General features: G+C 52.8%; 29 protein-coding genes. 9 read left to right on the forward strand and 20 right to left on the reverse strand.

Translation table 11 applies throughout. From position 1 onward, the window contains the following. Positions 1 to 19: 19 nt before the first annotated feature. Positions 20 to 454, forward strand: coding sequence for a YbaN family protein (locus HUU10_07370; protein ID NUQ81417.1), 435 nt, complete (start codon positions 20 to 22; stop codon positions 452 to 454). On the opposite strand, the gene HUU10_07375 is transcribed toward HUU10_07370, so the two are convergent. Together HUU10_07375 and HUU10_07380 are read right to left on the reverse strand one after the other, a co-directional pair. After that, a complete protein-coding gene (locus HUU10_07375) occupies positions 414 to 1,880 on the reverse strand; it encodes a HAMP domain-containing histidine kinase (protein ID NUQ81418.1) in 1,467 nt (488 codons plus the stop codon). The genes HUU10_07370 and HUU10_07375 overlap by 41 nt on opposite strands. Then, positions 1,877 to 2,548, reverse strand: coding sequence for a response regulator transcription factor (locus tag HUU10_07380; GenBank protein ID NUQ81419.1), 672 nt, complete (start codon positions 2,546 to 2,548; stop codon positions 1,877 to 1,879). The genes HUU10_07375 and HUU10_07380 overlap by 4 nt, the downstream gene beginning before the upstream one ends. A 126-nt stretch (positions 2,549 to 2,674) precedes the next feature. On the opposite strand from HUU10_07380, the gene HUU10_07385 reads away from it, so the two are divergent. Continuing rightward, a complete protein-coding gene (locus HUU10_07385) occupies positions 2,675 to 3,184 on the forward strand; it encodes a hypothetical protein (GenBank protein ID NUQ81420.1) in 510 nt (169 codons plus the stop codon). A gap of 59 nt (positions 3,185 to 3,243) precedes the next feature. Continuing rightward, positions 3,244 to 4,035 carry an ion transporter gene (locus tag HUU10_07390; protein ID NUQ81421.1) on the forward strand — a complete coding sequence of 264 codons (792 nt, stop codon included), beginning with the start codon at positions 3,244 to 3,246 and terminating at the stop codon, positions 4,033 to 4,035. Between the two features lie 57 nt (positions 4,036 to 4,092). On the opposite strand, the gene rpsU is transcribed toward HUU10_07390, so the two are convergent. After that, positions 4,093 to 4,287 carry a 30S ribosomal protein S21 gene (rpsU, locus tag HUU10_07395; protein NUQ81422.1) on the reverse strand — a complete coding sequence of 65 codons (195 nt, stop codon included), beginning with the start codon at positions 4,285 to 4,287 and terminating at the stop codon, positions 4,093 to 4,095. Between the two features lie 157 nt (positions 4,288 to 4,444). Here rpsU and HUU10_07400 point away from each other — a divergent pair, with 157 nt between their 5' ends. Further along, positions 4,445 to 4,858: a hypothetical protein gene (locus tag HUU10_07400; protein NUQ81423.1), complete on the forward strand. Its 414-nt coding sequence runs from the start codon at positions 4,445 to 4,447 to the stop codon at positions 4,856 to 4,858. A 1-nt stretch (position 4,859) separates the two neighbouring features. Beyond that, positions 4,860 to 5,651: an SDR family NAD(P)-dependent oxidoreductase gene (locus HUU10_07405; GenBank protein ID NUQ81424.1), complete on the forward strand. Its 792-nt coding sequence runs from the start codon at positions 4,860 to 4,862 to the stop codon at positions 5,649 to 5,651. On the opposite strand, the gene HUU10_07410 is transcribed toward HUU10_07405, so the two are convergent. The 11 genes from HUU10_07410 to HUU10_07460 form a co-directional block, all read right to left on the reverse strand. Then, the gene (locus tag HUU10_07410; GenBank protein ID NUQ81425.1) at positions 5,648 to 6,424 is read right to left on the reverse strand and encodes a sterol desaturase family protein; all 777 of its coding nucleotides are present in this window, start codon (positions 6,422 to 6,424) and stop codon (positions 5,648 to 5,650) included. The genes HUU10_07405 and HUU10_07410 overlap by 4 nt on opposite strands. A 7-nt stretch (positions 6,425 to 6,431) precedes the next feature. Continuing rightward, positions 6,432 to 7,325 (reverse strand): N-acetylneuraminate synthase family protein, encoded by an 894-nt coding sequence (locus HUU10_07415; protein NUQ81426.1) that lies wholly within the window; start codon positions 7,323 to 7,325, stop codon positions 6,432 to 6,434. 17 nt (positions 7,326 to 7,342) lie between these two features. Next, positions 7,343 to 7,864 (reverse strand): HAD-IIIA family hydrolase, encoded by a 522-nt coding sequence (locus tag HUU10_07420; GenBank protein ID NUQ81427.1) that lies wholly within the window; start codon positions 7,862 to 7,864, stop codon positions 7,343 to 7,345. Positions 7,865 to 7,871: 7 nt separating this feature from the next. Next, on the reverse strand, positions 7,872 to 8,678 hold the full coding sequence (locus HUU10_07425) for an SDR family oxidoreductase (protein ID NUQ81428.1): 807 nt from the start codon (positions 8,676 to 8,678) through the stop codon (positions 7,872 to 7,874). After that, positions 8,678 to 10,009: an aminotransferase class III-fold pyridoxal phosphate-dependent enzyme gene (locus tag HUU10_07430; GenBank protein NUQ81429.1), complete on the reverse strand. Its 1,332-nt coding sequence runs from the start codon at positions 10,007 to 10,009 to the stop codon at positions 8,678 to 8,680. The genes HUU10_07425 and HUU10_07430 overlap by 1 nt, the downstream gene beginning before the upstream one ends. Positions 10,010 to 10,011: 2 nt before the next feature. Further along, positions 10,012 to 11,019, reverse strand: coding sequence for a transketolase (locus tag HUU10_07435; protein NUQ81430.1), 1,008 nt, complete (start codon positions 11,017 to 11,019; stop codon positions 10,012 to 10,014). 4 nt (positions 11,020 to 11,023) lie between these two features. Then, positions 11,024 to 11,881 carry a transketolase gene (locus HUU10_07440; GenBank protein NUQ81431.1) on the reverse strand — a complete coding sequence of 286 codons (858 nt, stop codon included), beginning with the start codon at positions 11,879 to 11,881 and terminating at the stop codon, positions 11,024 to 11,026. A gap of 18 nt (positions 11,882 to 11,899) precedes the next feature. Next, a complete protein-coding gene (locus HUU10_07445) occupies positions 11,900 to 12,709 on the reverse strand; it encodes a glycosyltransferase family protein (GenBank protein ID NUQ81432.1) in 810 nt (269 codons plus the stop codon). Positions 12,710 to 12,711: 2 nt separating this feature from the next. Next, a complete protein-coding gene (locus HUU10_07450; GenBank protein NUQ81433.1) occupies positions 12,712 to 13,767 on the reverse strand; it encodes a hypothetical protein in 1,056 nt (351 codons plus the stop codon). 203 nt (positions 13,768 to 13,970) lie between these two features. Further along, on the reverse strand, positions 13,971 to 14,723 hold the full coding sequence (locus HUU10_07455) for a response regulator transcription factor (protein NUQ81434.1): 753 nt from the start codon (positions 14,721 to 14,723) through the stop codon (positions 13,971 to 13,973). Further along, complete coding sequence (locus HUU10_07460; GenBank protein ID NUQ81435.1) at positions 14,707 to 15,792, reverse strand: histidine kinase; 1,086 nt, start codon at positions 15,790 to 15,792, stop codon at positions 14,707 to 14,709. The genes HUU10_07455 and HUU10_07460 overlap by 17 nt, the downstream gene beginning before the upstream one ends. Before the next feature lie 5 nt (positions 15,793 to 15,797). Here HUU10_07460 and HUU10_07465 point away from each other — a divergent pair, with 5 nt between their 5' ends. The 4 genes from HUU10_07465 to mgtE are packed head-to-tail and all read left to right on the forward strand — an operon-like array spanning position 15,798 to position 19,558. Continuing rightward, entirely contained in the window at positions 15,798 to 16,451 is a 654-nt protein-coding gene (locus tag HUU10_07465; GenBank protein ID NUQ81436.1) for a DUF4199 domain-containing protein, read from the forward strand. Continuing rightward, a complete protein-coding gene (locus HUU10_07470; GenBank protein ID NUQ81437.1) occupies positions 16,448 to 17,347 on the forward strand; it encodes an EamA family transporter in 900 nt (299 codons plus the stop codon). The genes HUU10_07465 and HUU10_07470 overlap by 4 nt, the downstream gene beginning before the upstream one ends. A 9-nt stretch (positions 17,348 to 17,356) precedes the next feature. Beyond that, the gene (gene rsmA / locus HUU10_07475) at positions 17,357 to 18,139 is read left to right on the forward strand and encodes a ribosomal RNA small subunit methyltransferase A (protein NUQ81438.1); all 783 of its coding nucleotides are present in this window, start codon (positions 17,357 to 17,359) and stop codon (positions 18,137 to 18,139) included. A 21-nt stretch (positions 18,140 to 18,160) separates the two neighbouring features. Continuing rightward, a complete protein-coding gene (mgtE, locus tag HUU10_07480) occupies positions 18,161 to 19,558 on the forward strand; it encodes a magnesium transporter (GenBank protein NUQ81439.1) in 1,398 nt (465 codons plus the stop codon). Between the two features lie 26 nt (positions 19,559 to 19,584). Here mgtE and HUU10_07485 read toward each other — a convergent pair whose 3' ends face one another. The 6 genes from HUU10_07485 to HUU10_07510 all read right to left on the reverse strand — a co-directional run bounded on the left by HUU10_07485 (position 19,585) and on the right by HUU10_07510 (position 25,235). Next, entirely contained in the window at positions 19,585 to 21,765 is a 2,181-nt protein-coding gene (locus HUU10_07485; GenBank protein ID NUQ81440.1) for a TonB-dependent receptor, read from the reverse strand. 57 nt (positions 21,766 to 21,822) lie between these two features. Next, complete coding sequence (locus tag HUU10_07490; protein NUQ81441.1) at positions 21,823 to 22,332, reverse strand: hypothetical protein; 510 nt, start codon at positions 22,330 to 22,332, stop codon at positions 21,823 to 21,825. Between the two features lie 74 nt (positions 22,333 to 22,406). After that, on the reverse strand, positions 22,407 to 22,736 hold the full coding sequence (locus HUU10_07495) for a hypothetical protein (protein ID NUQ81442.1): 330 nt from the start codon (positions 22,734 to 22,736) through the stop codon (positions 22,407 to 22,409). Positions 22,737 to 22,768: 32 nt separating this feature from the next. Further along, on the reverse strand, positions 22,769 to 23,230 hold the full coding sequence (locus HUU10_07500) for a hypothetical protein (protein NUQ81443.1): 462 nt from the start codon (positions 23,228 to 23,230) through the stop codon (positions 22,769 to 22,771). Continuing rightward, on the reverse strand, positions 23,227 to 24,552 hold the full coding sequence (locus HUU10_07505; protein ID NUQ81444.1) for a thymidine phosphorylase: 1,326 nt from the start codon (positions 24,550 to 24,552) through the stop codon (positions 23,227 to 23,229). The genes HUU10_07500 and HUU10_07505 overlap by 4 nt, the downstream gene beginning before the upstream one ends. Continuing rightward, positions 24,549 to 25,235 carry an outer membrane beta-barrel protein gene (locus HUU10_07510; protein ID NUQ81445.1) on the reverse strand — a complete coding sequence of 229 codons (687 nt, stop codon included), beginning with the start codon at positions 25,233 to 25,235 and terminating at the stop codon, positions 24,549 to 24,551. Before HUU10_07510 ends, HUU10_07505 begins: the two co-directional genes overlap by 4 nt.

Here is a 25,235-nt window from a genome sequence, read left to right on the forward strand (position 1 = left end):
CCGGTTTCCGGCCGATGGTATGACGCATCAGGTAGTTAAGGTCGTTTTTTTTATTCTCGGAGCGTTGTCTACCGGGCTGGCTGTTTTGGGAGTGGTGCTGCCCTTCATTCCGGCCACCCCATTTCTGCTGCTGGCCACCTGGTTTTTTTACCGGTCTTCCGACAAGGCCCACCACTGGCTCACCAAACACCGGATCTTTGGTCCGCTGATCACCGATTTCAGAGATTACCGTGCCATCAGACGCCGGTCCAAATGGATGATCGTGATTTTTATCTGGATTTCTTTTGTGCTTTCCTGGATCGGCTTTTATCACAGCATTTGGCTGGTGGCCGGGCATGCCACCGGTGCCCTGATCGGGTCACTGGTCATCTGGAAGTTCCCGACGCTGGAAGACGTCAGGCGCAGTGAAACGGCTACGATTGACCCTGAATCAGATGAGAATCGGGGAAGGTAACGGTAAAAATGGTTCCCTTCGGGCGGTTGGACCGGATATCGACTGTGAGACCGAGCAGTTGAATAATCTTGCTTACCAGTGATAATCCAAGACCCGATCCGCCGGTATCCTTCGACCGGCTTTTTTCGATGCGGTAAAACCGCCGGAAGATGTTATTCCGTTCGATAACCGGAATCCCGGGTCCCTCATCGGCAATCTCAATCGACAGTCCGCCGAAGGCGGGTTTGTAGACGTTTCTGATGCAAACCGTTGAACCAGCCGGACTGTATTTCACCGCATTATCGAGCAGGTTAATAAAAAGGGTGTGTATAAGGTTCTCGTTGGTGAGCACCAGCGGCAGCGGGTCAGAGAGTTGATTGCTGATCTGAATGGATTTTTGAGCAGCCAGATAATTCAACTGTCCGACCAGAACCGAAAAGATGATCTTAAGGTCAACGGCTTCCTTTTCGACCTGTTCCTCACTGATTTCATCCCGTGAAATTTTCAGAAGAGTCTGAGTCACGTGAATCAGCTGATTGGTCTGAGTGAGTGCATTGGTCAGAGACGTTTTATAGTACACCGAGTCCCGGTCACGGCTGAGCGCCAGTTCCAGTTCCCCTTTGATAATGGTGAGCGGGGTGAGAAGTTCATGGGAGGCATCGGCAGTGAATTGCCTGATCTGGTCGAAACTGCCCTGCAGTCGCTCAAGCAGATGGTTCAGGGTCTGGGCCAGCATCCTGACTTCCTCATCGTCCCGGTAATCGGGAATACGGGTATCAAGATGGCTGATGGTAATACTCTGGGCCGTACGGATAATGTCGGTAAGCGGGCGCAGAGACAGGTCGGCAATGATAATAGAGAAGGCCAGGGCGATGATCACCCCGATTATGATCATGCCAATGAGAACCCGGGTAAGGTTATTAATAAACTCGGTCACATCCCGGTTATCGGCTATTGTTACAATCCAGCCGGTCAGACGGTGAGATTCCTGGTCAAGAGCCGGGAAGGTGAACGGGTAGTAAAGACTTTTAAAATTCCGGTTCATGCCGGGTACCGGAACGAACATGGGTAAGTCACCCGACTGTGGTTTCCTGATTCTGGAACCAAGGCCAGAGAGTCTGGCCGGTTCCGATTCGAACAGAATGGACGTATCAGGTGCCAGGACCCAGACCAGAAATTTACTTTCGATTGTTTCGGCTTCGAGGGAGGTCAGGACCGACGGGTATAAGGTTGAAGTGGGCGTTAACGTGGTCTGATTCTGAAGCCGGGTAATCATATGAGTACTCAGCTGAATCATGTCGGTGTCGCGAGCCTGAATCATCCATAACCGGACCGAAAACAGGATCATGCCCGAAAAAATGATCATGAGTGCTGCAATGGAAACCACAAACCAGAGGGTGATTTTCCCTTTCAGCGAGGATAAAAAACCGGCTAACCGGCCACTCATAATTCTTCTATCTGATACCCGACTCCACGAACAGTCTGGATGAGTTTAAGGGGAAACCCATCGTCAATCTTTTTCCTGAGGGAATTGATGAAGACTTCCACAATGTTGCTTTGCGGGTCAAAATCGATATCCCAGACGGCTTTGAGAATATCTGCTTTGGAAACCACCTTCCCCTTATTGGTGACAAGGATTTCGAGCAGGGAAAACTCCTTGTTGCTCAGATAGATGGATTTTTCGCCACGAAGAACCTTTTTGCTCACCAGATCCAGTTCCAGATCGGCAGCGGAGATTTTGAATGTCTTGGTGGCATTTTTCAGTTTTCCGAGCGCTGCAATTCTGGCGACCAGTTCCTTGAGACTGAAGGGTTTCCTGATGTAATCATTAGCTCCGGCCTCGAATCCGCGGACCGCATAACTGTCCTGAGTATGAACGGTCAGCATGATAATGAGCAGTTCGGGTTGTTCCGACCGCAACTTCTGGCAAATCTCAATTCCTTCAAGACCGGGCATCATCCAGTCCAGAATTACGAGATCAAATCGTTCTTCCGATGCTCTGGCATAGCCTTCCACGCCATCATGGGCGACATCAACGGAATGACCTTCCTCAATCAGGCCTTTCCGTAAAAAATCGGCGAGTGGTTTTTCGTCGTCTACAACTAGTATTCTCATGGTTTTATCCGAAAAAATAGTAAGATACTAACAGATCGGTTTTGTTTCTATATGGTAAGCGTGTTTTAATCGTTCTTGAAAGCGGGCATTAACTGATGCATTTTCGCAGATTTCCGGAAGACCACCATGACAACCTGCCAGTTTATCCATCAAACCACCCCCACCATCCCGGTCGATGCCATTTTGCTGCCGGTGACCGGTTCAGGCCATCCGGTCGGGTCCTGGACTGACCTTCATGGCCACGGCATCCTGAAAGGGGCTGTCGCTGAGCGGGCTACCCAGGGTGACATTCCCGTGGGAATGGCAGTTATTGAGCTGACAAGGCTGGAAAGTGTCTCTGCGGTCATCCGTGCAGCCGTCGGGCTGGAGGGAAAGCCAGTGACAGAGGCCGCCTTGCGAAAGGCCTTTTATTATGGGCTGATGGTGGCAGAAGCCAATCAGTTGAAAACCGTCTGGATGCCGCTGGAAGATTGGTTGCCGGATGGATTGCAGAAGGAAACGGCTCTGCAGGCTCTGGCCGAAAGCTTCCGGCGTTTCCGGTCCGAGTCGGGATTGCTGGAAACCCTCACCATCGCAACCGGAGACCAGACGGTCCGTGAACTGGCTTCGGCCCGTTTTGCATCTGTTCTCGCCTGAGGGAATTAACGGGACGGGGACATTGTTTTCAAAGCACCCGCAATGAAAGCAACCTTTATATGTCTGTAAAAGAGTCCATCCGGGCGGTGGTTGAATCGCCCCGGTTTAAAACCTTCATCACCGTTGTCATTATTCTGAACGCCATCACGCTGGGAATGGAAACCTCTGCTTCCCTGATGGCTTCAGCCGGCACCTGGCTTCATCTGGCCGATCAGGTGGCGCTTGGCATTTTCACGGCTGAAATCCTTCTGAAACTGGCTGTTTACAGATGGAAATACTTCACCGATGGCTGGAATTGGTTCGATTTTCTGATCGTGGCCATCTCGCTGGTTCCGTTCAGCAGCAATGTGTCGGTTTTGCGGGCGCTGCGTATTCTCAGGACCCTCCGGCTTTTTTCGGTGATTCCTCAGTTCAGGCGTGTGGTGAATGCCTTTGTGACATCCATTCCCGGCATGTCATCAATCATTGCCGTGCTGATGCTGGTTTTTTATATCACGGCTGTTCTGGCTACCAAACTATACGGTGAGGCCTTCCCCGAATATTTCGGCGATCTCGGGGCCTCCATGTTCACCATGTTTCAGATCATGACGCTGGAAAACTGGGCAGATGGTGTGGTTCGTCCGGCCATGGAGGTGTTTCCCTGGGCCTGGTTGTTTTTTGTTCCCTTTATTGTAATCACCAGTTTTGCAGTGCTCAATCTGTTCATTGGTATTCTGGTGGGTGCCATTGAAGAGGAAGCATCGGCGGCGCGTCAGGAAAAGCAGGATTCTGACCGGGAAGCATTGCTGAATGAGATCAGACAACTGAGAAGCCAGATACACGACCTGGCAGAACGGATCGGGCCGAAATAAAAAAGCCTTCCTGCCGGGGAGCAGGAAGGCTTACTACAAAACCGGTATCAGTGGGGATTACTGATTTTCCAGATTGGCTTTCTGAGCCCGGCGGACTGCTTTCAGCATCTCGGCCCGGCGCTCAACGGAAGGCTTGGTGAAGAAGGTTCTCTTCTTGAATTCCTTTAAAACCCCGCTCCGCTCATATTTTTTCTTAAACCGGCGGAGGGCGCGGTCAATGCTTTCACCTTCCTGAACAACGATTCCAACCATGCAGCTTATTCACCCACTTTCTGTAAATTTTTAGAACAGCAAATTTATTAACCAATCTTCTGCGGGTCAAGTGTGTTACAATGATTTTTTCCAAAGGGGATAAATCCTCCCCGGGCGTGCTTGATAACAGGTTCCGATTCAATCATTTTTATACTCTATGATACCGGAATTTATCCACATCATCTCCCTCCCGGCCGGAATTCTGGTGAATCTGGTCCTGACCCTGTTGTTTTACCGTTACCGTACCTATATCATCAAGACGGATGACCTGCCGGAGCATTTGGTAAACTGGTCACTGCCGGTTCTTTCAGACTTCCTGAAGGCGGGCATTATCTGGGTTTTCCTCATTGCACTGCTTCCATCCCTTGAACTTGGAATGACCGGATTGATGATGATCGGCTTTCTGGGCGGGGTGCTGAATACACTTTTTATGCTGCAGCTGAACGGGATGATCAATCCGGCATTTGGTCGGATGGCCGTATGGGTGATCATTCTTTCCATGGTTCAATGCACATTGAGCACGGTGGTGATGGGCGTTATGATTCAGAATTTTTTCATGCCGGAGTTGTAAAATGTCCTTTTCGCTTAAAAACCACATTGCCCTGATCACAGGAGCCAGTTCGGGAATCGGAGAGCAGACGGCCTACCGGTTTGCAGAAGCAGGTGCCCGTCTGATTCTGACCGGCCGGAATTCCGACCGGCTTCAGGCGGTTGCCCGCAAGTCCCTGGAGAAAGGGGCTCCCGATGTCCTTCCCCTGATTCTGGATGTCTCGGACCGCAAAGCGGTGGCCGATCGGCTGGGAACTCTGCCTGACAACTGGAAGGCCGTTGATATTCTGGTAAACAATGCCGGTGTGGCGCTTGGCAAGGATCCGGTTTACCGGTATGATGCCGATGAAATAGAACGGATGGTGGATACCAACATCAAGGGCTTGCTGTATGTCACCCTTGCCATCCTACCGGGAATGGTGGAACGAAACCGGGGGCATGTGGTCAACATGGGGTCCACGGCCGGACATGATGTGTATCCCGGGGGAAGCATCTACAATGCCACCAAGTTTGCAGTGAATGCGCTTAATCAGGGGATGAAAATGGATCTGACCGGTACTGCCATCCGGGTGAGCAGCATCGATCCCGGCATGGTAAATACCCATTTCAGCACCACACGTTTCAGAGGGGACAAGAAAAAAGCTGATGACGTGTATGCCGACATGACTCCGCTGGTGGCCGAAGACATTGCCGATGCCATTCTGTGGGTGGTTACCCGTCCCTCCCATGTCAACATCAACCAGATCATCATGATGCCCACCGATCAGTCTTCCAACTCACTGGTGAGCCGGGGCGGAAAGCGGCTTTTCAGTTAAGCCAGCTTGTCAAAAGGTCTGAACAGGTACAGGTGCTGGCCGGTCCAGGTATCGGGAAATGCCTCATCGGTCAGACCATAACCAGATGGCTTTTTCCCTTCCGGTAACCAGGCGGTTCCGAACATCCAATCCCACACTGCCAGTTTGGTAGCATAGTTAAGTCCGCCTTGCGTGATTTCAATGGCATGGTGCCACCGGTGCATTTCGGGGCCGTTGATCACGTACTGAAGCCATCCCGTTTTCACATCGATGTTTGAGTGGATCCATGTTCCCCAGATTCCATCAATGGTTCCTTTGATCAGGGCCACTTCAGGGGCAGCCCCCATGAGAATAACCGGGGCAAACTCAATGGTCTGATTAATGAAGATTTCGAACGAGTGGCTGCGCATGCCCGCGATCCAGTCGACCTGACGGGTGGAGTGATGGGCTTCATGAACCCGCCAGAGAAGGGCCGACCGGTGCTGCCACCGGTGGAACCAGTAAATGTAGAGATCGTGGGTGATGAGGAAGAACGCGACCTGAACCCAGACCGGCCAGTCGGAAATCAACCCCGTTTGTGACCATCCGGAAACCGAATCGATCCAGTGAATCAGACCAAAAATAATCCAGCCAAGAGCGACACTCTGTAAGATGCCATAAAAGGCGAGATCGAGAACGAGCCCCTTTCTGAAAAACGGCTGCCCCGGTGTGTACGGAAACAGTCGTTCCAGCAGGATGACCAGTCCCATGAAGGCCACCAGACCGGCTGTAAGGTAGATCTGCAGCGGTGACATGTCCGGTTTACACGTTCAGGTCTGCTTTAACCCGGCGGAGTTTTTTCCGGGGACCCAGTTCACTTTCATACACCCGTTTGATTCCATCACCGAGTGACTGTTCAATGTCCCGTATATTCCGGACGAGTTGCATGAGTCCGGTTATTTCCACCGAAGCAGCCTGATCGCTGCCCCACATGGCACGGTCCAGAGTAATATGGCGTTCGATAAATGTGGCACCCAGGGCCACTGCAGCCCAGGTGGGAGCCAGTCCGGTTTCGTGGCCCGAATAACCGATGTGGCACATGGGATACATGGTTTTGAGGGTATTGATCATGCGCAGGTTCAGTTCGGTGACCGGACATGGATAGGTTGAGGTGGCATGAGCAATCAGCAGATTCTCGGTGCCGAGAGAATCGACCGCATCGATGATTTCCTGCATGGTCGACATGCCGGTGGAAATGATCAGCGGACGCCCGGTGTTTTTCTTTTTCGTCAGCAGATCCAGATCGGTCAGGGAAGCCGAGGCGGCTTTGTAGGCTGGCGGATCGAACTGTTCCATGAAATCGACGGCTTCTTCATCCCAGCAGGAAGCGAACCAGTCGATGTGTTTTTCGCGGCAGTACCGGTCGATTTCAGCATAGTCTTCCAGGCTGAATTCCACCTTGTACCGATAGTCAATGTAGGTCATCCGACCCCAGGGGGTATCCCGTTCGATATGCCACTGATCGCGGGGCACACAGAGTTCGGGGGTGCGTTTCTGAAATTTAACGGCATCGCATCCGGCCAGTTTGGCCCCATCGATGAGTTTCTTGGCAATTTCGAGTGAACCGTTGTGATTGATCCCGATTTCGGCGATGATGTACACCGGCTGCCGGTCTCCAACCTGACGGTTTCCGATTTTTATTGAGGCTTGTCGCATGAAGTCTACCTTTTTTTTTAAATTTCTTGCCGCAGCCCGATGAGCCACTCGGCGAAATCCCTGAAAGCCCCGTTTCCTGCCGGAGCTGTTGTGTGAAAATGGACCAGCGGTTTAATCACCGGCATGGCATCGGCCGGGCAGGCGGTGATACCAACAGGGGAAATCCGGTTGATGATGTCAATGTCGTTCACGTCATCGCCGATATAGGCAATTTCATGAATCCTGCAACCGGTTTCGGTCAGGATGGAATCGAGTAACGTGGCCTTGTCTTTCACCCCGAGGTAGAGAAATTTCATTTTCAGTTTCTGGGCGCGGGCTTTCACACTGCCCGAGGTTTCACCGGTGATGATGGCGGTTTCGATTCCGATGTTTCTTAACCGTTCGACCCCCATCCCATCCCGGATTGAAAACCGTTTCATCACTTCGCCGGCATCAGAGTAATAAACTCCGGTATCGGTCATGACACCATCGTTATCCGACAGGACCAGCCGGATGGCACGGGCCCGTTGTTTCAGTTCTTGTTCAGTCAGTTGTATCATTTTTTCCTCACCAGGCCGTCCATCCGCCGTCCACAACAAGGTTGGCACCCGTCATGTAGGCCGACGCATCGCTTGCCAGAAAAACCACAGCGCCGTGATAGTCGGTTGGCGCTGCCATCCGGCCCAGCATGGTTTTGCGGCTGTAATTGTTGATAAAAAAATCGTCCTGATTGTTTTCCACTCCGCCGGGTGACAACGTGTTGACACGAACTCCACGATTTCCCCAGTACGCAGCCAGAAATTTCGTGAAAGCGATAATGCCCCCTTTTGTCGTCGAATAGGCAGGCGGTTTAAAAAAGGGTTGTGATCCATCCGGACGGATGTAAATGGACTGATCGGGTCCGTTCATTCCATAGGTTGAGGCAATGTTGATGATGCTGCCTTTCCCGGCTTCGGCCATAACGGTTCCAAGAACCTGACAGCACAGGAAAGTGCCGAGAATGTTTACCTGAAGCGATTTTTCAAACAACTCCACCGGGTAATTTTCGAACCGGGACAGGTCGGCGGTTGCTTTCGGATTTTCGAATTGATCATTGATGGCTGCGTTATTCACAAGAATATCGATCCGGCCGGTTTCCTTCAGAATGGTATCGCGCAGATTGGTAACCGATTGCTTGCTGGTGATATCGGCGGCAAGTCCAAGGGCATTTCCGGGAAGCTGTGAAGCGAATGACCGGCAACCGTCGGCATTCAGATCGGTGACGACCACCCGTGCACCGGCCGAGGCCAGTGCAAGCGCATGTTGTTTTCCCAGAAGACCCAAAGAACCGGTGACAACGGCAACCCGGCCGGTCAGATCAAACAGTGGTTCCATCAGGATTTTGGCTTCATGTTAAAGTTGCTGGTTTTTCTGAACACGGGACCGACCGGTTTTCCTTTCAGATAACCGGCCACGTTTTTCTCATCAACGGCTTTCTTCAAGATGGCAAGCACCTCGGTAAAGGCAGACAGGGTATAGTCCACATCGGCATCGGTGTGACTGAAGCTCATGTTGTGGAATCCGCCCCAGAGTATGCCTCGTTTAATCAGTTCCTGCTGAACCAGCGATTTCATTTCGAGCGGATTTCCTGCCGTTGCATCGAAGGAGACGATGGTTCGCACATCGAAACCCGAGCACCGGGTATAAGGCATGTTCAAATCGGCTGCAAGCTGGTTGTATCCTTCCCGGATCCGTTTGCCACGGGAGGCAAGCACCTGAGGGACCTGATGGTCCCGGATAAACTGAATGGTGGCCTTTGCCGCAGCCAGTGACAAAGCTTCACCTCCGAACGTGGTGAAGAAGAAAATATCTTCATGAAGCAAGTCCATCAGATCGGCACGGCCGGTCAGCATCGAAATGGGCATTCCGTTGGCGACGGCCTTGGAAAAACACGCCAGATCGGCCCGTACTCCAAAGTACTCCTGGGCCCCGCCGGGTGCCAGACGGAAACCGGTCCACATTTCATCGAAAATGAGTACAATGCCATGTTCGTTACACAAATCGCGCAGCTGATGCAGGAAGTTGTTCTTTGGTGCTTCAAAAACCACAGGTTCCAGAATGATGGCTGCAATGTCTCCATCGAGTGAATCGATTACCGACTGGATGTCGTTGTAATTGAAAGTGAAGCTCATGTCACGGGTTGATTCCGGTATGCCCTTGTTCCGGTCGGTGACGGCAATGTACCAGTCATGCCAGCCATGATATCCGCAGCACAGCACCTTGTTTTTCCCGGTGAAGGCTCTGGCCACCCGGATGGCAGCCGTGGTGACATCACAGCCCGTTTTGCTGAACCGGATGCGCTCGGCACCAGGAACGGTATCGCGGATCAGTTCAGCCACTTCCACCTCGAGCGGGTGCATCTGACTGAAGGTGATCCCATCGGCCAGTTGCGCTTTAATTGCTTCATCAATCGGATCGAATGCATATCCCAGTGACAGCGGACCAATTCCCATCTGGTAGTCGAGATATTCATTCCCGTCGGCATCCCAGACACGGGCCCCTTTGCCCCGTTTCAGGTATTTGGGAGCCACCCCCTCAACATATTGCTGAGGTCCCTTGGCCAGGGTTTGCGTGTAGGCCGGAATCAGGCCTTTGGCACGGTCGAACCAACGGTTCGATTCGGTAATGACCGGGTAAGCCGGATTGAATTTAACGGAGTTTGACATGGTCAGTTTTTGGATGGAAGAATGGATTTCTGTTTCAGTTCGGTCTGGATGCGGTGAGCCAGTTTTTCGCCGGTAAACCCTTCATGATCGAGCACCCTGTCTAGCAGGGCAGGCTTAAACCAGCGGTTTTCCAGAGCGATGGGATAAACCTTTGCCAGCCGGTAATCTTCATGGTAAGTGAAATAGGGCATGTTCGTTTCACGCATCATCAGCGTTTCAGAGGATCCCCAGTTGTGATCATACAGGTATTTCATGTAGACTTCAGATACAATGCTGTACAATCCGCCCTTCAGGAAATGATCCTCAATGGTGACAACCAACTGGTGTGAACGGCCTGCCCGTAAAATGGTTTCCTCATCAACCGGACTGAGCATCCGCATGTTGATGACACTGACTGAATAACCGGCTGCCTCGAGTTTTTTCCGGGCACTCATGACTTCGCGGATCAGAAATCCGTAACTCAGCAGCGCCACATCGGTTCCGGTGGCCAGCCACTCGGCTTTTCCGTATTCGAAAGGCTGATGGTCAACCACGGCTGGTCCGCCGTAATAGCGGATATAGCAGGGTTTACCCGAGTCGATGATGGAGGGAATTCCTGCTGCCAGTTCGACCGCGTCGGCCGGACAGAACACCTGCATATTGGGGATGCCGCGGAGAATGGAGATGTCTTCAATGGCCTGATGTGTGGGTCCGTTGCCATCCGACAAGAAGCCTGGAACACCGCCGACCAGCGTGACGGGAAGACCGGGAATGCCGATATCGGTGCGGATGAATTCAAAAGCCCGAAGCGTGAGAAAGGTGGCCAGGGCATGAATGACTGGCTTGCGACCCCGGAGAGCCAGTCCTGCTGCCATGCCAACCATGGTTTGTTCGCAGATTCCCACATCGATGAACCGGTTTCCGAGATGGGGAGGCAGGTTCCGGATGGCGGCCCGGTTTTCGGCGGTCATGACCACCAGAGAATCGTTTTGCTGTGCGTACTCGCGTAAAAAATCTTCGTAGGTTTTCATGGGATTATCTGACCATCAGGGTTTCGCTGGTTAACTGCGTCTGTGCCTGGCCGTGCAATTCCTTCAGCAGGTTTTCCACTTCTTCCTGAGAAAAGTTCACGAACCAGCGATCGGCTCGCTTTTCGATGGATGGAAGTCCTTTGCCACGGACGGTATTGGCTATCAGCACAGATGGTTTCCCGGTGTTCCGGGGCAGAAAGTTAAATCCGGTTTCGAGCGCCTGGAAATCATGTCCGTTCACCCGGGCAGTCTGCCAGCCAAAGGCTTCGAACTTGGTTGGCAGGGGCTCCAGCGGCATCAGGTCTTCGGTGCGGACATTCGCCTGAAACTCATTCCGATCTACAATAGCAACCAGGTTATCCAGTTTCAGGTTGGCGGCAACGAGGCAGGCTTCCCAAATGGAACCCTCGTTCAACTCGCCATCGCCGAGAATTACGAACACGCGGTTTTTCTTTCCGCGCATTTTCATATCCATGGCGATTCCGGCTCCCACCGACAGCAGGTGACCCAGCGATCCGCTGTGAAATTCAATGCCGGGAACTGCACGGTTCGGATGCCAGTAAATGGAATCGGTTGTGTGAAGGTGGTTAGCCAGTCGTTCCTTTTCGAAAAAGCCGAGTTCGGCCAGCGTACCATACAAGGCCGGAACGTCGTGACCTTTCGAGAGCAGCAGATAGTCGCGGTCAGGATCGTTCACCTGGTCGGGCTGAACCGAGAGCACTTCCTTGTAGAGGTAAACAATGAGGTCGGCACAGGACAGCGAGGCGCCGATAAAGCAGCCGCCGTTGGTGGAAAGCCGGATGATATGTTCCCTGACTTTCAGGGCCAGTGATTCCAGTTCGTGAAGTTTGTCGGGGGTCATGGGTGTCGTTTTTTCTGGTTAATTTGATTCCGGATGTCGGGTGTCGGCGGCGGTGACCGACTTCAGGTCGTCAAGATGATGACGATACCAGTTCACTCCGGCAAACCGGGCATTGAGTTTAAGAAGGTCTGGTTTCGCTTCCAGCAAGTCCAGAATGGCCTTTACCCCGAATGGAGGTTCTCCTTCACGGTGCAGGTCATCATATACCGACCGGATGAATTCATAATCGTCGGGGTAATCGATGGTGAACCGGTGCGACATGGAAAGATCCAGTCCGGAAGGCCAGATCACGTTTCCAATCCGGAACCGGTCGGGCTGGTCCCAGATAAAGGGCGTGGTGTGTTCACGCTCGTGGGGTTTCTTTGCTTCCTTCCAGGCGGTTTCGAGAGCCGCAAAACTCATGACTTCCACATCGTTTCCGTCTGGCCAGGTGGCCGGATGCAGATTGCTGACAAAATCATAATCCCGATACGCATAGCGATAGAAATCAAGAACCAGTGATATCACTTCCGGATCGATGAGCGGACAATCACTGGGAATTTTCACGACTGCATCGGGTCGGGTGGCAGAAACAGCCCGGTAATGCCGGTCAAGCAGATCGGTCGGGTGCCCCGAGTAGCACCGGATCCCCAGTTCCCTGCATAAATCACGGACCGCGTCATCGGCCGGTGAGTCGGTGGTCGCAACGATCAGATCAGCCCCAGTGTCAGCAGCCTGAATCCGTTCCAGTTGCCGCTGAAGCAAGGGTTTCCCTGCCAGAGGCATGAGAATCTTGTTCGGTAATCGTGAAGAACCGGTCCGTGCCTGGACCACAATGGTGAGTCGCATGGTCAGGATGAAAAAAGACGTCCGGCAATGACCGTCGCCAGTTGTTTAACCGGATTGGGAAGTAAACTTTTTCGGGGTTCGTTACGGGCAGTGGCCGGTGCGCCCAATACCTCCCGGCAAACCGCAGCGATGTTTTGTGCTGCCCGTCCATGCTGATCGGGGCATTGGGATCTGAGTTCATCCAGATCAAACCAGGAATACACTTCCTTGCCAAGCGCAATGCCCACATAAACAGTCGATGAATACTTGGTAATCAGGACCGAACAATTGGCAATCATGTGTTCGGCGCTTCCCGACGTGTAAACCAGCGCCCCGGGAGCCCACCGGTTGATTTCGCGGGTGGCCCGTGAAAAATTTTCGTTGGGATGCAGCTTAAAGATCAGTTGCCGGCCGTTGGCAATGCGGACTGCATCCAGAATGAATGCCTTCCGGTTCTCAAATTTGAAAGTCTCCCGTGAATCACTGGTGCAGACCAGAACGAAATGACGGTGGGGGAAATCGTTATCCAGAAACCGTCTCATGTTGTCAAAATTCGGGATTCCGGTAACGGCGATTTTGGCCGGAGTCACGCCTTTCCGGATGAAGAGCTGTCTGTATCCTTCGCTGGCCACGCAAAACCGGTCGTAAGAATGGCTCAGTCCGGTGGTTGAGGTGCTGGCCAGCCATCGTGGCAGAAACCGGAAGGTTTTCACAACATGATACCAAAACTCTTCTGGATCGGTCATGCCCTCCTGAACGAGGACCACGCGTTTATCGAGGAGATTGGTTGGAATTACCAGATCGGAACAGGTGACGACGAGGTCGTAGTCGTTTCGTTTTCCTCCGTCATCAATGGCCAGATCATGCAGTTTCAGGTAACCCAGGCACCGGTTCCGGTGCTTGTCGCCCAGGACCGACATTTCGGCCAATCCGGCCCTTCGCAGCCAGTCGGTAAATCCATCGGCATAGTACGGTGAAAACCAATGGGTGGCCTCGGGTAACTGTTGGGCAATCTGGTGCATCTGCGTGGTTTGATTAATCGAGCCGCAGATAAAAAGAATGTTGGGTCGTTTGGTCATACCGTTTGACTGAGGAGTCTGGTTCATCCTGCAAAAGTGCGAATGGAAGATTAACCGATTCCCAACCGAATGTTACCCAAAAATTAAATCGGATTCCAATGCTGGTCGGTAAATCTGCCTGATCAGATGAAACCAGAGGGGGCTGAAGGCGGATCAGCGGGTTGGAAAAGGGGAAGAAAACCGTTCTGCCCTATCCGGTTGATTCAGATTCCCAGATTGTCTTTCATGCCGGCGCTCACCACCAGTTCGGTTCGGGCTTTGTCCTTCATCCGGACCTTGTATTTCCCCCCGAACCACTTAAACACCTCGAGCACATAGTCCATGTTGATCAGGGTGGACCGGTGGATCCTGACAAAATTGGACTGCCTGAGCTGGGATTCAAGCTGGTACAGTGTGTCATCAATCAGGTGAACTTCATCGACGGTGTGGACACCCACATACTTATCGGTCGCCTGGAAAAACACAATGTCGTTCAGGTTGATGAACCGGATTTTATCGCCGAGTCTGATCCGGATCCGGTTGGTGGCCTGTGGAGTCTGAATCGATTGGATCAAACCTTTCAGCCGGTCTTCGAGCACCGTTTGGTCAGAAAGCGTTAACCGGTTCAGTTTCTCCATGGCCAGAGCCAGCCGTTCCTTATCGATGGGTTTAAGCAGGTAGTCGATGGAGTTGGTTTCGAAGGCTTTCAGCGCATATTCATCAAAAGCGGTGGTGAAAACAATCCAGGGCTGATGCCTGATTTCCTGAAGGACCTCGAACCCGTTTCGTTCGGGCATCTGAACATCGAGAAATACCAGGTCGGGTTTCAGGTTATCGATCCGGTCGATGGCTTCCCGTCCATCCGATGCAGTACCAATCAGAGAAATCTGATCGGGATAGGGTTTCAGTAAACGGGTGAGCCGATCGAGAGCCAGGTTCTCGTCATCCACCAGCAGCGTTTTAAAGGGAGGCTTCATGGACTGGTTTTGGTTGAGTGGGAAGGGTTAATTGTACAGTGGCGCCGTGACCCGGAATCACCTCGAGCCGGGCTGAAGGTCCGTAGTGCAGCAGCAGGCGGTCACGGACTCCCCTTAATCCGAAACGGTCTTCCGGAATGGTGCCGTTAAAGCCAACACCGTTGTCGCTGACAGTAATGGTCCAGAAACCCGTGTTTCGTGCGGCACTTACCACCAGGGTTCCACCGCCCGACTTTTTGGTGAGACCATGCTTAATGGCATTCTCGACCAGCGGCTGAATAAGGAAAGGGGGTATTTTCATGGTCTCCAGTTCAGGATCTACTTCGATGGAATAAATGAGGCGGTCATTTAAACGCACTTTTTCAATGTCGAGGTAATTTCTCACAATCTGCAATTCCCGTTTCAGATCGACCAGATCATCCCCTTCGTGATCGAGGGAAAAACGGAAAAGATTGGCCAGCTTCTGAATCATATCCTCGGCCAGTTCCGGATTGGTGTATACCAGACTGGAAATGGAGTTGAGGGTGTTGAACAGAAAATGCGGATTCACACGTGCCCTCAGACTTTCCATTCTCGCCTTGGCCTGAAGGTTCAGAATGCGCTGTTCGTTCACCTGTTTTTCTGCCAGTTCGTGGGCCAGATTTTCGAGCCGGATGGCGTAGTAACTGTAAATATTGACCACCGTTCCGGCAATAAGTGTGACCATCCAGTTACTCAGAAACATCAGCGGAATGGGGTGGGGAGGATTAACGCCGGGAGCAAAGACAGCAATTCCGGCAATCGCAATAAAGGAACCAACCGCGGCGGCAAGAGTCAGAGACAAATAGCTGTAGACCACCCGTTTCCAGAAGGTTTCCCGCTCAACCGCCCTGAAAAACATCACCATAAAAAAGGATGTGACCGTCAATACCGAGGTGAACCACAGATTCAGCGCCAGATGTCCGGGTGTCCATTTCTGTTCGGGGAACACAAATTGAAGGGTGGTCGAAATGGTAACGATGGCAATGACAATGACCCATAAGGAGGTCGGGCGGCGAAGGTAGTCGATGGTTTCTCTGAAGGTGCGCATGTCGATTGTTTTTTCCTGGTTGCCGATACGAAATTGCACCATTTTTCACCGATTCGCTTTCCCTTTCCGACAAAACCCCGAAAATGGCCGATAAAATGACAGACGATTCCCGCAAATCTCCGATTCCTTCTTTCCTTTCCGGTCTGGAAGTCCGGTATGGACTGATCCTCGGATTGGTGCTCCTCCTCACGATTGTGACCGATTTTCAGGTGGTCCGGTCCCCCGCCGACCTGCTTTCCATCCGGTTCTGGCCCCTGATTCTGCTCGCCATTCCCATGGGGGTTCTCATTCTGTACTACATGGGACTGGTCCGGACCGGATTTCCCCCGTTCAGGGAGGCGTTGCTTTCGGGTGTGATGATTTCTCTGATCGGGTCAGTGGTTTATTCGGTGGCTCAGACGGTGTACCTTTTTTACATCTTTCCCGAACGGACCGAATGGTTTCTGATGAATGAAGCAGCCGCTCTGTCGGCCCAGGGGCTGGCCGATTCAACCATTGTCAGATTGAAGGAAACTTACCTTTCCAACCGGACTCCCTTTCTCGTGTTGTTTAAAACAACATTTGAAAACCTGTCGGTTGGAGCCGTCAGCGCCCTGATCCTGATTCCCGTCTTCCAATACATCAACTGGAAACGCCAGAAAGGATCGTCTGACCGTTGAAACCAGCCCCCAACCGCCTGGCGATTATCCTGTCGTTTCTGGCCATTTACCTCATCTGGGGATCCACCTATCTGGCCATCAAGGTAGGAGTCGATACCATTCCGCCCTTTCTTATGGCCGGATCGCGGCATCTGGTGGCCGGAGTGATCATGCTGGCTGCGGCCCTTTTTCTGGGGGCCACCCGGCCGTCCCTCGCCGAGCTAAAAGGAGCAGGTCTGGTAGGGGTTCTGCTTTTGCTGGGCGGGAACGGATTGGTTTCCTGGGCCGAACAGACGGTTGATTCGGGATTTGCTTCCCTGATTATTTCAACCACTCCGTTTTTTATGCTGTTATTCGACCGGTTGGGTCCGGCCAGACAAACACCCAGCCTGGGGTCGGTTGCCGGCCTTATCGTTGGTTTTGCCGGGGTGATTCTGCTGATAGGTCCATCAAATCTGCTGACTCCCGGATCGGTGGATTGGGTAGGGGTGGGCATGCTGCTGATTGCCACCGCCTCGTGGGCGTTGGGCTCGATGGTGGCCCGGTATCATGCCATGCCAACCAATCCTGTCATGTCGACGGCCATGCAGATGCTGGCGGGAAGTGCGGCGGTTCTGATTGTGTCCCTTCTGATGAATGAACCAGCCGACTTTCGGTTGTCACAGGTTTCTGCGGCCTCCTTCTGGTCCTGGATCTACCTCATTGTGGCGGGATCCATTGTGGGCTTTTCGGCTTTTGTCTACCTGATGCGGCATGTGTCGCCCGCCCGTGTTTCAACATATGCGTATGTGAATCCGGTGGTGGCGGTCCTGCTGGGCTGGTGGCTGGGAAATGAGCCGCTCACAGCTGGTATGATAGCTGGCGGTGTGCTGATTCTCGGATCAGTTGCAGTTATTTCGGTTTTAAAAGGAAGGTAGCAGATAGATATGAAAGCATCCATCCAGCCGAAAAAACAGTTGGGGCAGCATTTTCTTCACGATGACCATTATTGCCAGAAGATCACCGGTGCCCTCGACCGGACCGGATCGCTGCCTGTTCTTGAAATCGGACCCGGAACGGGTGCCCTTACCCGGTTTCTGTTTCCCGAACTCGGGGACCGGTATACAGGTCTTGAGATTGATCCGCGTGCCGTCTCGGAACTCCGCAGCCGGTTTGGATCGGGAATCCGGCTCATCGAAGGTGATTTCATGAGCATTCCCTTTGACGCCTGGCTGCCTGAGACTGAAAAAATTCAGGTGGTGGGAAATCTTCCGTATTACATCACCACCCCGATTCTGTTCCGTCTGATGGAAGTGGCCGATCGTCTTGGACGAACGGTGATTATGATTCAGCGCGAAGTGGCCGAGAGGATGGTTTCCAGACCCGGATCGAAGGAATATGGGATTTTAAGTGTCCGGTTTCAGCAGGCGGCCGATCTGAAACTGATTACCCGGGTTCCGCCGGGGGCTTTTCATCCGCCCCCCACCGTGGATTCTGCAGTTCTGGCCATTGACTGGTTCACAGATCCGCCGTTGAAGCCGGTTTCAATCCGGGATTTTGAAATTACCGTCCGCACGGCTTTTCATGCGCGCCGTAAAACGTTGCGGAACAATCTGCAGGGACTCTTCGGTAATCCGCTTCCCGATCTGATCGATTGGTCGCGCCGGGCCGAGACGCTAACCGTCAAAGAATTCGTAACTTTGTCCGATTATCTGACCACTCACCGATAAACCCAGTCAGGGAGACAGCCGATGGCCAATCCGGAAACCGATCCTGAGCTCAAAACCGGTCCCGATCCCGAAGATGATTCGCTGATCATTGATCAGGGACTGACCGATGATATTCTTGAACTGATTGCCGACCGTGATCAGGGCAGTCTGATGAATCTGCTGGTTGATCTGCATGATTCCGATATCGCCGTTATTCTCGATCACCTGCCCCCCGATGATGCAATCTATCTTTTCCGCCTGTTGCAGGATGAACAGGCCGCCGCCGTTCTGCTCGATGTGAATGACCACACCCGCGGTGTCATTCTCGACTCGCTGGGAAATGTGGAAATCACCAACATCATCGATGAACTCGATTCGGATGATGCGGCCGACGTTATTCAGGAACTGCCCGAGGAAGTTGCCGAGGTGGTTCTCGAATCCATCAGCGAGGAAGACCGGTCCGAAGTCCGGGAACTGCTCAGTTACGAGGAAGATACCGCCGGTGGTCTGATGGCCACCGAGTTGATCCGGATCCATGAGTCAAGCAGTATTTACGATGCCATCATGGAAATTAAAAAACAGGCCGAGGAAGTCGAGGACCTGTATGATCTGTATGTGGTCGATGCCGGTGAACGGCTGGTAGGCACCATCGATCTGAAAACCCTGATCATAACCCCGAGCTATAAAAAGGTTTCCGAAGTGATGGATACCGGATTTCTGACGGTTCGGGTGGATATGGATCAGGAAGAAGTGGCACACGTCATGCAGAAACATGACCTGGTTTCCATCGGGGTGGTGAATGATCAGGATCAGATTGTGGGTCAGATCACCATCGATGATATCGTGGACGTTATCCGCGATGAAGCACAGGAAGATATTCAGCGGCTCACCGGGGTGGTCGAAGAAAGTTTCTCCTCCCGCATTCTCAAAATTGTGGGATCCCGGCTTCCCTGGCTGCTGATTGGTCTGTTTGGCGAAATGATTTCCGGAATGGTTATCCGGAGTTTTGAAAGCACGCTTTCCCAGATGATTGTGCTTTATGCTTTTATTCCACTGATCATGGCCATGGGCGGATCAACCGGTGTGCAATCCAGTTCCATCGTCATTCAGGCCATTGCCCGCGGTGAACTCTGGATGTCTGACATCTGGAAAAGGCTCGGAAAGGAATTGGGTGCCGCCCTGCTGATTTCCTTTACGTGCGGACTGATCGTGGTGGTGGTGAGTATGCTGACCGGCGGATCGCTCGATATGGGACTGACCATTGGCGGGGCACTGATGGTCGTGATGGTCAACGCAGCCATGATGGGAACCGTTCTGCCTCTCATGTTCGAAAAACTGAACGTCGATCCGGCCATGGCCACCGGACCGTTCATCACCACCCTGAATGATATTCTGGGGCTGACGATCTACTTTTCTATCGCCTACGTGGTCTTTTTCTGATTTCTGCCGGGAAGGTGTCTTCCCGGTCAGAAATAATAACGGACCATGGCTTTCACATTCCGGCCGGGTTCAGGCATGATGGATTTAACCCGTGACAGATGATTCCGGTATGTGGTGTCAAACAGATTTTCCACAGCCAGATCGAGGGTCAGCAGGGCCTCCTCGAATTGCCAGTGAAACTGGCTGAACCAGTCCGTTACCCAATACCCGTTGGTCGGTTCCTCAAATTCCCCGGTTCTCCATTGTCTGGCTGCCCAACGGCCGGTCAGTCCGTATTCCTGCTGACCAGGACGGTAACGGAGCTGAACTTTTCCAGAAACAGGCGGAATCTGCGGCAAAGGGTGGTTGCTTTCCGTCAGGGTTCCTGTAACGGAACTCACCGAGGCAAACAGCTGCCAGGGTCCCCATTGCTGGTCCACCTGTCCTTCAGCACCTGCCAACCTGGCATCGGCTCCTGAAAACTGATAGTCGAGAAGCGGCGGAAGTTTTGAATTGACGCGTCCGGTGTTGGCCGGGTACAGATACCCGCCGATGAAACTGTGAAAAACCGCCAGCCGCCAGGTGCGATCGGGCGTTACCGATTTCAGCCACAACTCCTGACCCAGGCCGTTTTCCTGGTTCAGTTTCGGGTTCCCGATTTCGAAGGAATAGGCAGCAAGATGGGGTCCGTCTGAATACAATTCTTCAATTCCGGGAGCCCGGAACGTTCGCATCAGATTTCCACCTGCCGACAGGGTTTGGGTAATGGGAAAGTCCACACTCAGACCGCCAGACCAGTCGCTAAAAGTGCGGGGAGCCAGATATCCGATCCGGTTCGAAGTATCCGGGCGGTTGGGAGCGACCGATTTATAATCCAATCGTAAGGCTGCCTTGATCCGCAAGGTGTTCCATGTCCACTCTTCGATCAGAAATCCGGCCACCGATTGCTCGGTGGAGGCGGGTGTGAATGTCAGTTTCCCCGAGGCATAATTGCGGTTTTCGAACCAGAAACCCCAGCGGCCCCTTTCCAACGTTCCCTGATGTCCATGAGTAAGATGTAAAAAGGCATTGGTGGTCAGCAGTCCGAATTCGGCGCCGGTGATTCCTTCCTTTTCCTCTTCCATATGGTGATAAAACACGTGATTCACCCCGGTTTCCACACGATTGGCAAACCAGTAGGGGGTCGCAAATCCGGTGCGAAACTCAAGCGATCGCCGGTTGATCGAAATATCCACTCCGTTCCGGTGACCACCCACAAATCCGCCCGGGATTCCGTAACCCGTCTGATACAATCCGGCAGAAACTCCGCCGTATCCATCCGACCAGATGTGCGACAGTCCGGTTGAGACAGTTTTTGTCTGGATCCAGGTGTTTTTTAAAGTGCCTTCCGGTGTGGATATATCACCAGCCTGACGGAAACTTCCATCGGTCCGCATCATCAGAGGTCCTGCCGGACCCGAAACAGCCAATCCGGCGGTGCCGCCTGCATTCACCGATTCGGCTTGTCCCGACACGGCGCCATGATAGTGTGGGGAGGGATCGGTCATGATCTGGTTTTTCACCACATTGATCACGCCGCCCAGGACCGAGGATCCGAAAAGGAACGCTTCCGGACCCTGAAAAACCTCAATCCGCTCGGCTGTCATCGGGTCAATGGTCAGGGCGTGATCAGGGGAAGTGGCAGACAGATCACCGGTCCGGCTCCCATCATCCAAAATGAGCAACCGGTCACCGCTGAGTCCACGGATAACCGGACGGGAAGGGGCGGGACCCATGGACCGCTGAGCCAGGCCAGGTTGGGTGGCCATGGTTTCTGCGATGGTTTTTCCAAGCTGATTCCGCAGATCCTTTCCGGCCAGAACGGTTTCAGGCTCATTGCCCGTCCGCAGGGTGGCTTCCGATTCGACGATAACCGTTCCGGTGGCCGTTTCAGACTTTTGCAGAAGGATGGTCAGGCGGACGGGTTCATGCTGGGTGACACGCACCCGCTGAGTGAACGGATGGTAGCCAACCCGGTAAAACCGCAGGGTGTAACTTCCGTAAGGAATGTCCTGAATGTCGAATGATCCATCCTGGCTGGCAGCCACCACCCGGTTGAGTTCAACCAGATGAATAGTGGCCAGCTCGACCGGGTCGCGGGTATCGGAGTCACGGACCGACCCGGTAACCGATCCAAGGTCAAGTTCTTCATTCCCGCCGAGGAGCAACCAGATAAAAAGTATTATCACGATGGTACCCTCTTCCGGATGGCTTCACAGAGAAACCATCCGGTCAGAGAAAAAGAATTACTTACCTGGAGCGGTAACGTTGATTCCGATGGCCGTCGGACTGGTGACTTCCGGGGTCCGGAAATCGGCATGACCACCGTGATTCAGCGAGAACTGAACTTTAGTGGAACCAGCTTTTTTGCCAACGAGAACAAACTCCCACTTTTCGGCTGATACTTTTGACAGGTGATCGTGCTGTTCGACTTCAGCAACCGAGGTGTCAGCAACCGTCCAGGTCAGGGTATATTCACTTCCTTCGGGTTGAAAGGGTTTCTGGTTTTCATCAAGAAAAAATATCTCGATATGATCGGTTTCAGTTCCGGCAACCACATTCAGAGAGCCACTCTGAACAGCGCCATTCCAGACACGAACCAGCTCGGTTTTCGACCCGGTGGACTCTTTCAGAATCAGACCCTCGGCTTCGGCATGATCTTCATCATCATGGGCCGGATTGTCACAACCGGTAAAAGCAACGGATACGGATAAAATAAAAATGGAAGGAATAAAAAAACGGGAAAAGGATTTCATGGGTTTTCCTGAAAAAATTAAATTGGTTGCCCGTGCCACCGGGCGTTAATCTGGCAAATCAGTGTGTCTTTGTTTCAGGAAAGGACGGGCGGACCGCGATGCAGGGGGAGGACATGACCTCCCGGAACGGGAATGTGAGAGGGCGACTGAAAAACAGCAATCCCGGAATCTGCGGGAAGGGTAAACTGAACCGATTCGGTCAATCCGCTGCCAAAGGTATGATGCAGAAGACAGAAGGACCCAAAATCGGAGTGATGTGCACCCGTTCGTTCGGTCCCAGGGGTCAGCGAAATGTGATCATGAAGGGCAACCGCGTGGAAGTGCCACAAGGTATGCGTGCTGGTCAGCAGGGTAAAAACCAGCAGCAGAAGTCGGGCGGTTGTCTTCAGACGATTGTTGCGCATGGAGCGAAAGTAGCGATTATGCCCGAAAAAAGCTAAAACTGGTAGTGTATCCCAACCCCGGCATCGAAGCCGATGGTCGTGGCAGGAACCAGATAAAAGACGGGAGCCAGTTCAATATATACCAGCATGGGAAGGTCTGGAACCTGCATCTGAAGTCCGGCAGAACCCCTGATTCCCAAAGAAACACCCGACCCCGAAATCAGTTTGGCACCAACCCCGTAAAAGGCGGTCAACGGATCATTCCGGAGGTCAATCCATTTGTCATTGTGTTGTTCAATACCAAAGAACATCTGAGTCTGGGCATTTTTTCCCGATGTCAGTGCCAGTCCGGTATGAAACCCCAGATCGGATTTATCGGCAAATTTGGCAGACAGTCCAGTGGGTGAACCGAGCAGCGCCCCTGCCGACCAGCCGGGTTTCTGGGCATGGGCATTGCTGCAGATTGCAAAAAGAAAGGTAAACAGAAAGAGGGATTTCCCTGAGAAAATGGTCATGAGGGTCTCAATGTTGTTGAATCAATCCGATCGATCACCAACGGTCGTTTTTCCGGTTGGTGATGGCCAATGCTTACTGTGTTTCTTAACCGCGATATGATGGAATCGAGCCCGTCATCACTGGCGGCGTGAATGGTGAATAACGCATCGCCTTTTTTAACGGATTCACCTGTTTTCCTGTGAAGGGTCATTCCGGTCAACGGGTCAATCGGGTCTTCCTTCCTCATCCGGCCTGCTTTCAGCATGATGCCGGTCATTCCCACTTCTCCTGCATCGATTCCGGTGATGTAGCCTTCCTGGTCGGCGGTTACCTGAACCTGTACCGGGGCCTGACCCCGTTTTGCCGGATTTTTCAGATAGGATGAATCGCCGTGTTGCGCCTCGGTAACCCGAATCAGGACGTCCATGGCTTTCCCTGACCGGATGGCTTCCCGGCATAACGATTCACCTTCCTGCTGAGTTCCGGCTTTCCCGCCGAGGACCAGCATTGTTCCGCCCAGCAGGTAAGTGAGTTCCATGAGGTCCCCTCCATCGGCTCCATTGAGACAGTCGATGCATTCCCTGATTTCCAGCCAGTTTCCGACCTGCCAGCCGAGGGGTTCATCCATCCGGGTCAGCCAGGCAACGGTGGTTTTTCCAAAGCCCTGACCGATGGAAACCAGCCGTTCGGCCAGTTGCCGGGCATCGGCTTCGGTTTTCATGAAGGCACCTTTGCCGGATTTCACATCAAGAACCAGCGCATCAATGCCTTCGGCCAATTTTTTCGACATGATTGAACCGGCAATCAGGGGGATCGATTCCACCGTTCCGGTCACGTCGCGCAATCCGTACAATTCCTTATCAACCGGGGCCAGATCGCGGGTCTGTCCGATCAGCACGGTTCCCAGGCGTTTCAGCTGGGCCCGGTATTCATCCAGTCCCATCTGAGTTGAAAAACCGGGGATGGATTCCAGTTTGTCGAGTGTGCCGCCGGTATGCCCCAATCCGCGACCCGAAATCATGGGAACAGGGACCCCGCAGGCGGCCACCATCGGTGCAAGTATGATGGAGACTTTATCTCCCACGCCACCGGTACTGTGTTTATCAACCTTGATGCCCGGGGAATCGGACAGGTCGAGAACCACTCCCGATTCCATCATGCATCGGGTGAGATGTACCGTTTCCCGATCGGTCATTCCGCGGAAAAAGACAGCCATCAGAAAGGCCGACATCTGGTACTCAGGAATGTGGCCGGCCGAATAGCTTAAAATCAGCCATCCGATTTCATCGGGGGTCAGTTCGGCACCCGATCGTTTTTTTAAGATCAGTTCTACAGGATTCACAGGGTTCTGTCCGTTTTTTCGTCAGGCATGGTATAAATAAATGTGAAAGAAAACATGACCATATCGGCATGAACCGATCTGTTGATCTGCTCGGCGGTTCCCTGCCGGATCCTCTGATCGAACCGGGAAAACCGGTACTGAACCGAGAATCCCATGGTAAATTCACGGGTCAGAAACCGCTCGGTTCCGGTGGTCAGTGAAAATCCCGAGCCACTGAATCCATCCGACTGCTGATCGACCAGTTCAAAGATTCCGACCCCAAGTTCAGTATAGTACTGATTGCGTCCATACGGATTGAATTTGATCCGGAACGCACCGTGAAATCCATCAAAACCCGCTTGTTCGCTGTTGATGGTGGCCACCGGTTCGTTTGAATGACTCAGTGAAATGAATCCGGCATAGGCCGACAGGTAATCGGTAAACCCATAACCAACGCCGAGGTTAAAGCCAAAACCAGGCATGATCTTCGCCTCGGGAATGCGGATATCCCGGCTGATGGGAAACTGAAGAGCCGCATCGAACCGCAGCTTCAGCCCCGTGTGCTGCAAATCGGGTTTCAGACGCTCAAAGAGCAGGGCATAGGTTTGCCGCAGGCTATCCGCACCCGATTGCTGGGCCCGCAACTCGCCAACCAACGGTCCCGTGATCAGCAGAAACAAGGCCGGAAGCAGCAGGTGTTTCAT

This window comes from Bacteroidota bacterium (assembly GCA_013360915.1).
Classification (GTDB): Bacteria; Bacteroidota; JABWAT01; order JABWAT01; family JABWAT01; genus JABWAT01.

Excerpts from the sequence above, each read along its gene's own strand:
- HUU10_07370 (NUQ81417.1), top strand. The coding sequence starts at position 20 with ATGACGCATCAGGTAGTTAAGGTCGTTTTTTTTATTCTCGGAGCGTTG.
- HUU10_07375 (NUQ81418.1), bottom strand. The coding sequence starts at position 1,880 with ATGAGTGGCCGGTTAGCCGGTTTTTTATCCTCGCTGAAAGGGAAAATC.
- HUU10_07380 (NUQ81419.1), bottom strand. The coding sequence starts at position 2,548 with ATGAGAATACTAGTTGTAGACGACGAAAAACCACTCGCCGATTTTTTA.
- HUU10_07385 (NUQ81420.1), top strand. The coding sequence starts at position 2,675 with ATGACAACCTGCCAGTTTATCCATCAAACCACCCCCACCATCCCGGTC.
- HUU10_07390 (NUQ81421.1), top strand. The coding sequence starts at position 3,244 with ATGTCTGTAAAAGAGTCCATCCGGGCGGTGGTTGAATCGCCCCGGTTT.
- rpsU (NUQ81422.1), bottom strand. The coding sequence starts at position 4,287 with ATGGTTGGAATCGTTGTTCAGGAAGGTGAAAGCATTGACCGCGCCCTC.
- HUU10_07400 (NUQ81423.1), top strand. The coding sequence starts at position 4,445 with ATGATACCGGAATTTATCCACATCATCTCCCTCCCGGCCGGAATTCTG.
- HUU10_07405 (NUQ81424.1), top strand. The coding sequence starts at position 4,860 with ATGTCCTTTTCGCTTAAAAACCACATTGCCCTGATCACAGGAGCCAGT.
- HUU10_07410 (NUQ81425.1), bottom strand. The coding sequence starts at position 6,424 with ATGTCACCGCTGCAGATCTACCTTACAGCCGGTCTGGTGGCCTTCATG.
- HUU10_07415 (NUQ81426.1), bottom strand. The coding sequence starts at position 7,325 with ATGCGACAAGCCTCAATAAAAATCGGAAACCGTCAGGTTGGAGACCGG.
- HUU10_07420 (NUQ81427.1), bottom strand. The coding sequence starts at position 7,864 with ATGATACAACTGACTGAACAAGAACTGAAACAACGGGCCCGTGCCATC.
- HUU10_07425 (NUQ81428.1), bottom strand. The coding sequence starts at position 8,678 with ATGGAACCACTGTTTGATCTGACCGGCCGGGTTGCCGTTGTCACCGGT.
- HUU10_07430 (NUQ81429.1), bottom strand. The coding sequence starts at position 10,009 with ATGTCAAACTCCGTTAAATTCAATCCGGCTTACCCGGTCATTACCGAA.
- HUU10_07435 (NUQ81430.1), bottom strand. The coding sequence starts at position 11,019 with ATGAAAACCTACGAAGATTTTTTACGCGAGTACGCACAGCAAAACGAT.
- HUU10_07440 (NUQ81431.1), bottom strand. The coding sequence starts at position 11,881 with ATGACCCCCGACAAACTTCACGAACTGGAATCACTGGCCCTGAAAGTC.
- HUU10_07445 (NUQ81432.1), bottom strand. The coding sequence starts at position 12,709 with ATGCGACTCACCATTGTGGTCCAGGCACGGACCGGTTCTTCACGATTA.
- HUU10_07450 (NUQ81433.1), bottom strand. The coding sequence starts at position 13,767 with ATGACCAAACGACCCAACATTCTTTTTATCTGCGGCTCGATTAATCAA.
- HUU10_07455 (NUQ81434.1), bottom strand. The coding sequence starts at position 14,723 with ATGAAGCCTCCCTTTAAAACGCTGCTGGTGGATGACGAGAACCTGGCT.
- HUU10_07460 (NUQ81435.1), bottom strand. The coding sequence starts at position 15,792 with ATGCGCACCTTCAGAGAAACCATCGACTACCTTCGCCGCCCGACCTCC.
- rsmA (NUQ81438.1), top strand. The coding sequence starts at position 17,357 with ATGAAAGCATCCATCCAGCCGAAAAAACAGTTGGGGCAGCATTTTCTT.
- mgtE (NUQ81439.1), top strand. The coding sequence starts at position 18,161 with ATGGCCAATCCGGAAACCGATCCTGAGCTCAAAACCGGTCCCGATCCC.
- HUU10_07490 (NUQ81441.1), bottom strand. The coding sequence starts at position 22,332 with ATGAAATCCTTTTCCCGTTTTTTTATTCCTTCCATTTTTATTTTATCC.
- HUU10_07495 (NUQ81442.1), bottom strand. The coding sequence starts at position 22,736 with ATGCGCAACAATCGTCTGAAGACAACCGCCCGACTTCTGCTGCTGGTT.
- HUU10_07500 (NUQ81443.1), bottom strand. The coding sequence starts at position 23,230 with ATGACCATTTTCTCAGGGAAATCCCTCTTTCTGTTTACCTTTCTTTTT.
- HUU10_07510 (NUQ81445.1), bottom strand. The coding sequence starts at position 25,235 with ATGAAACACCTGCTGCTTCCGGCCTTGTTTCTGCTGATCACGGGACCG.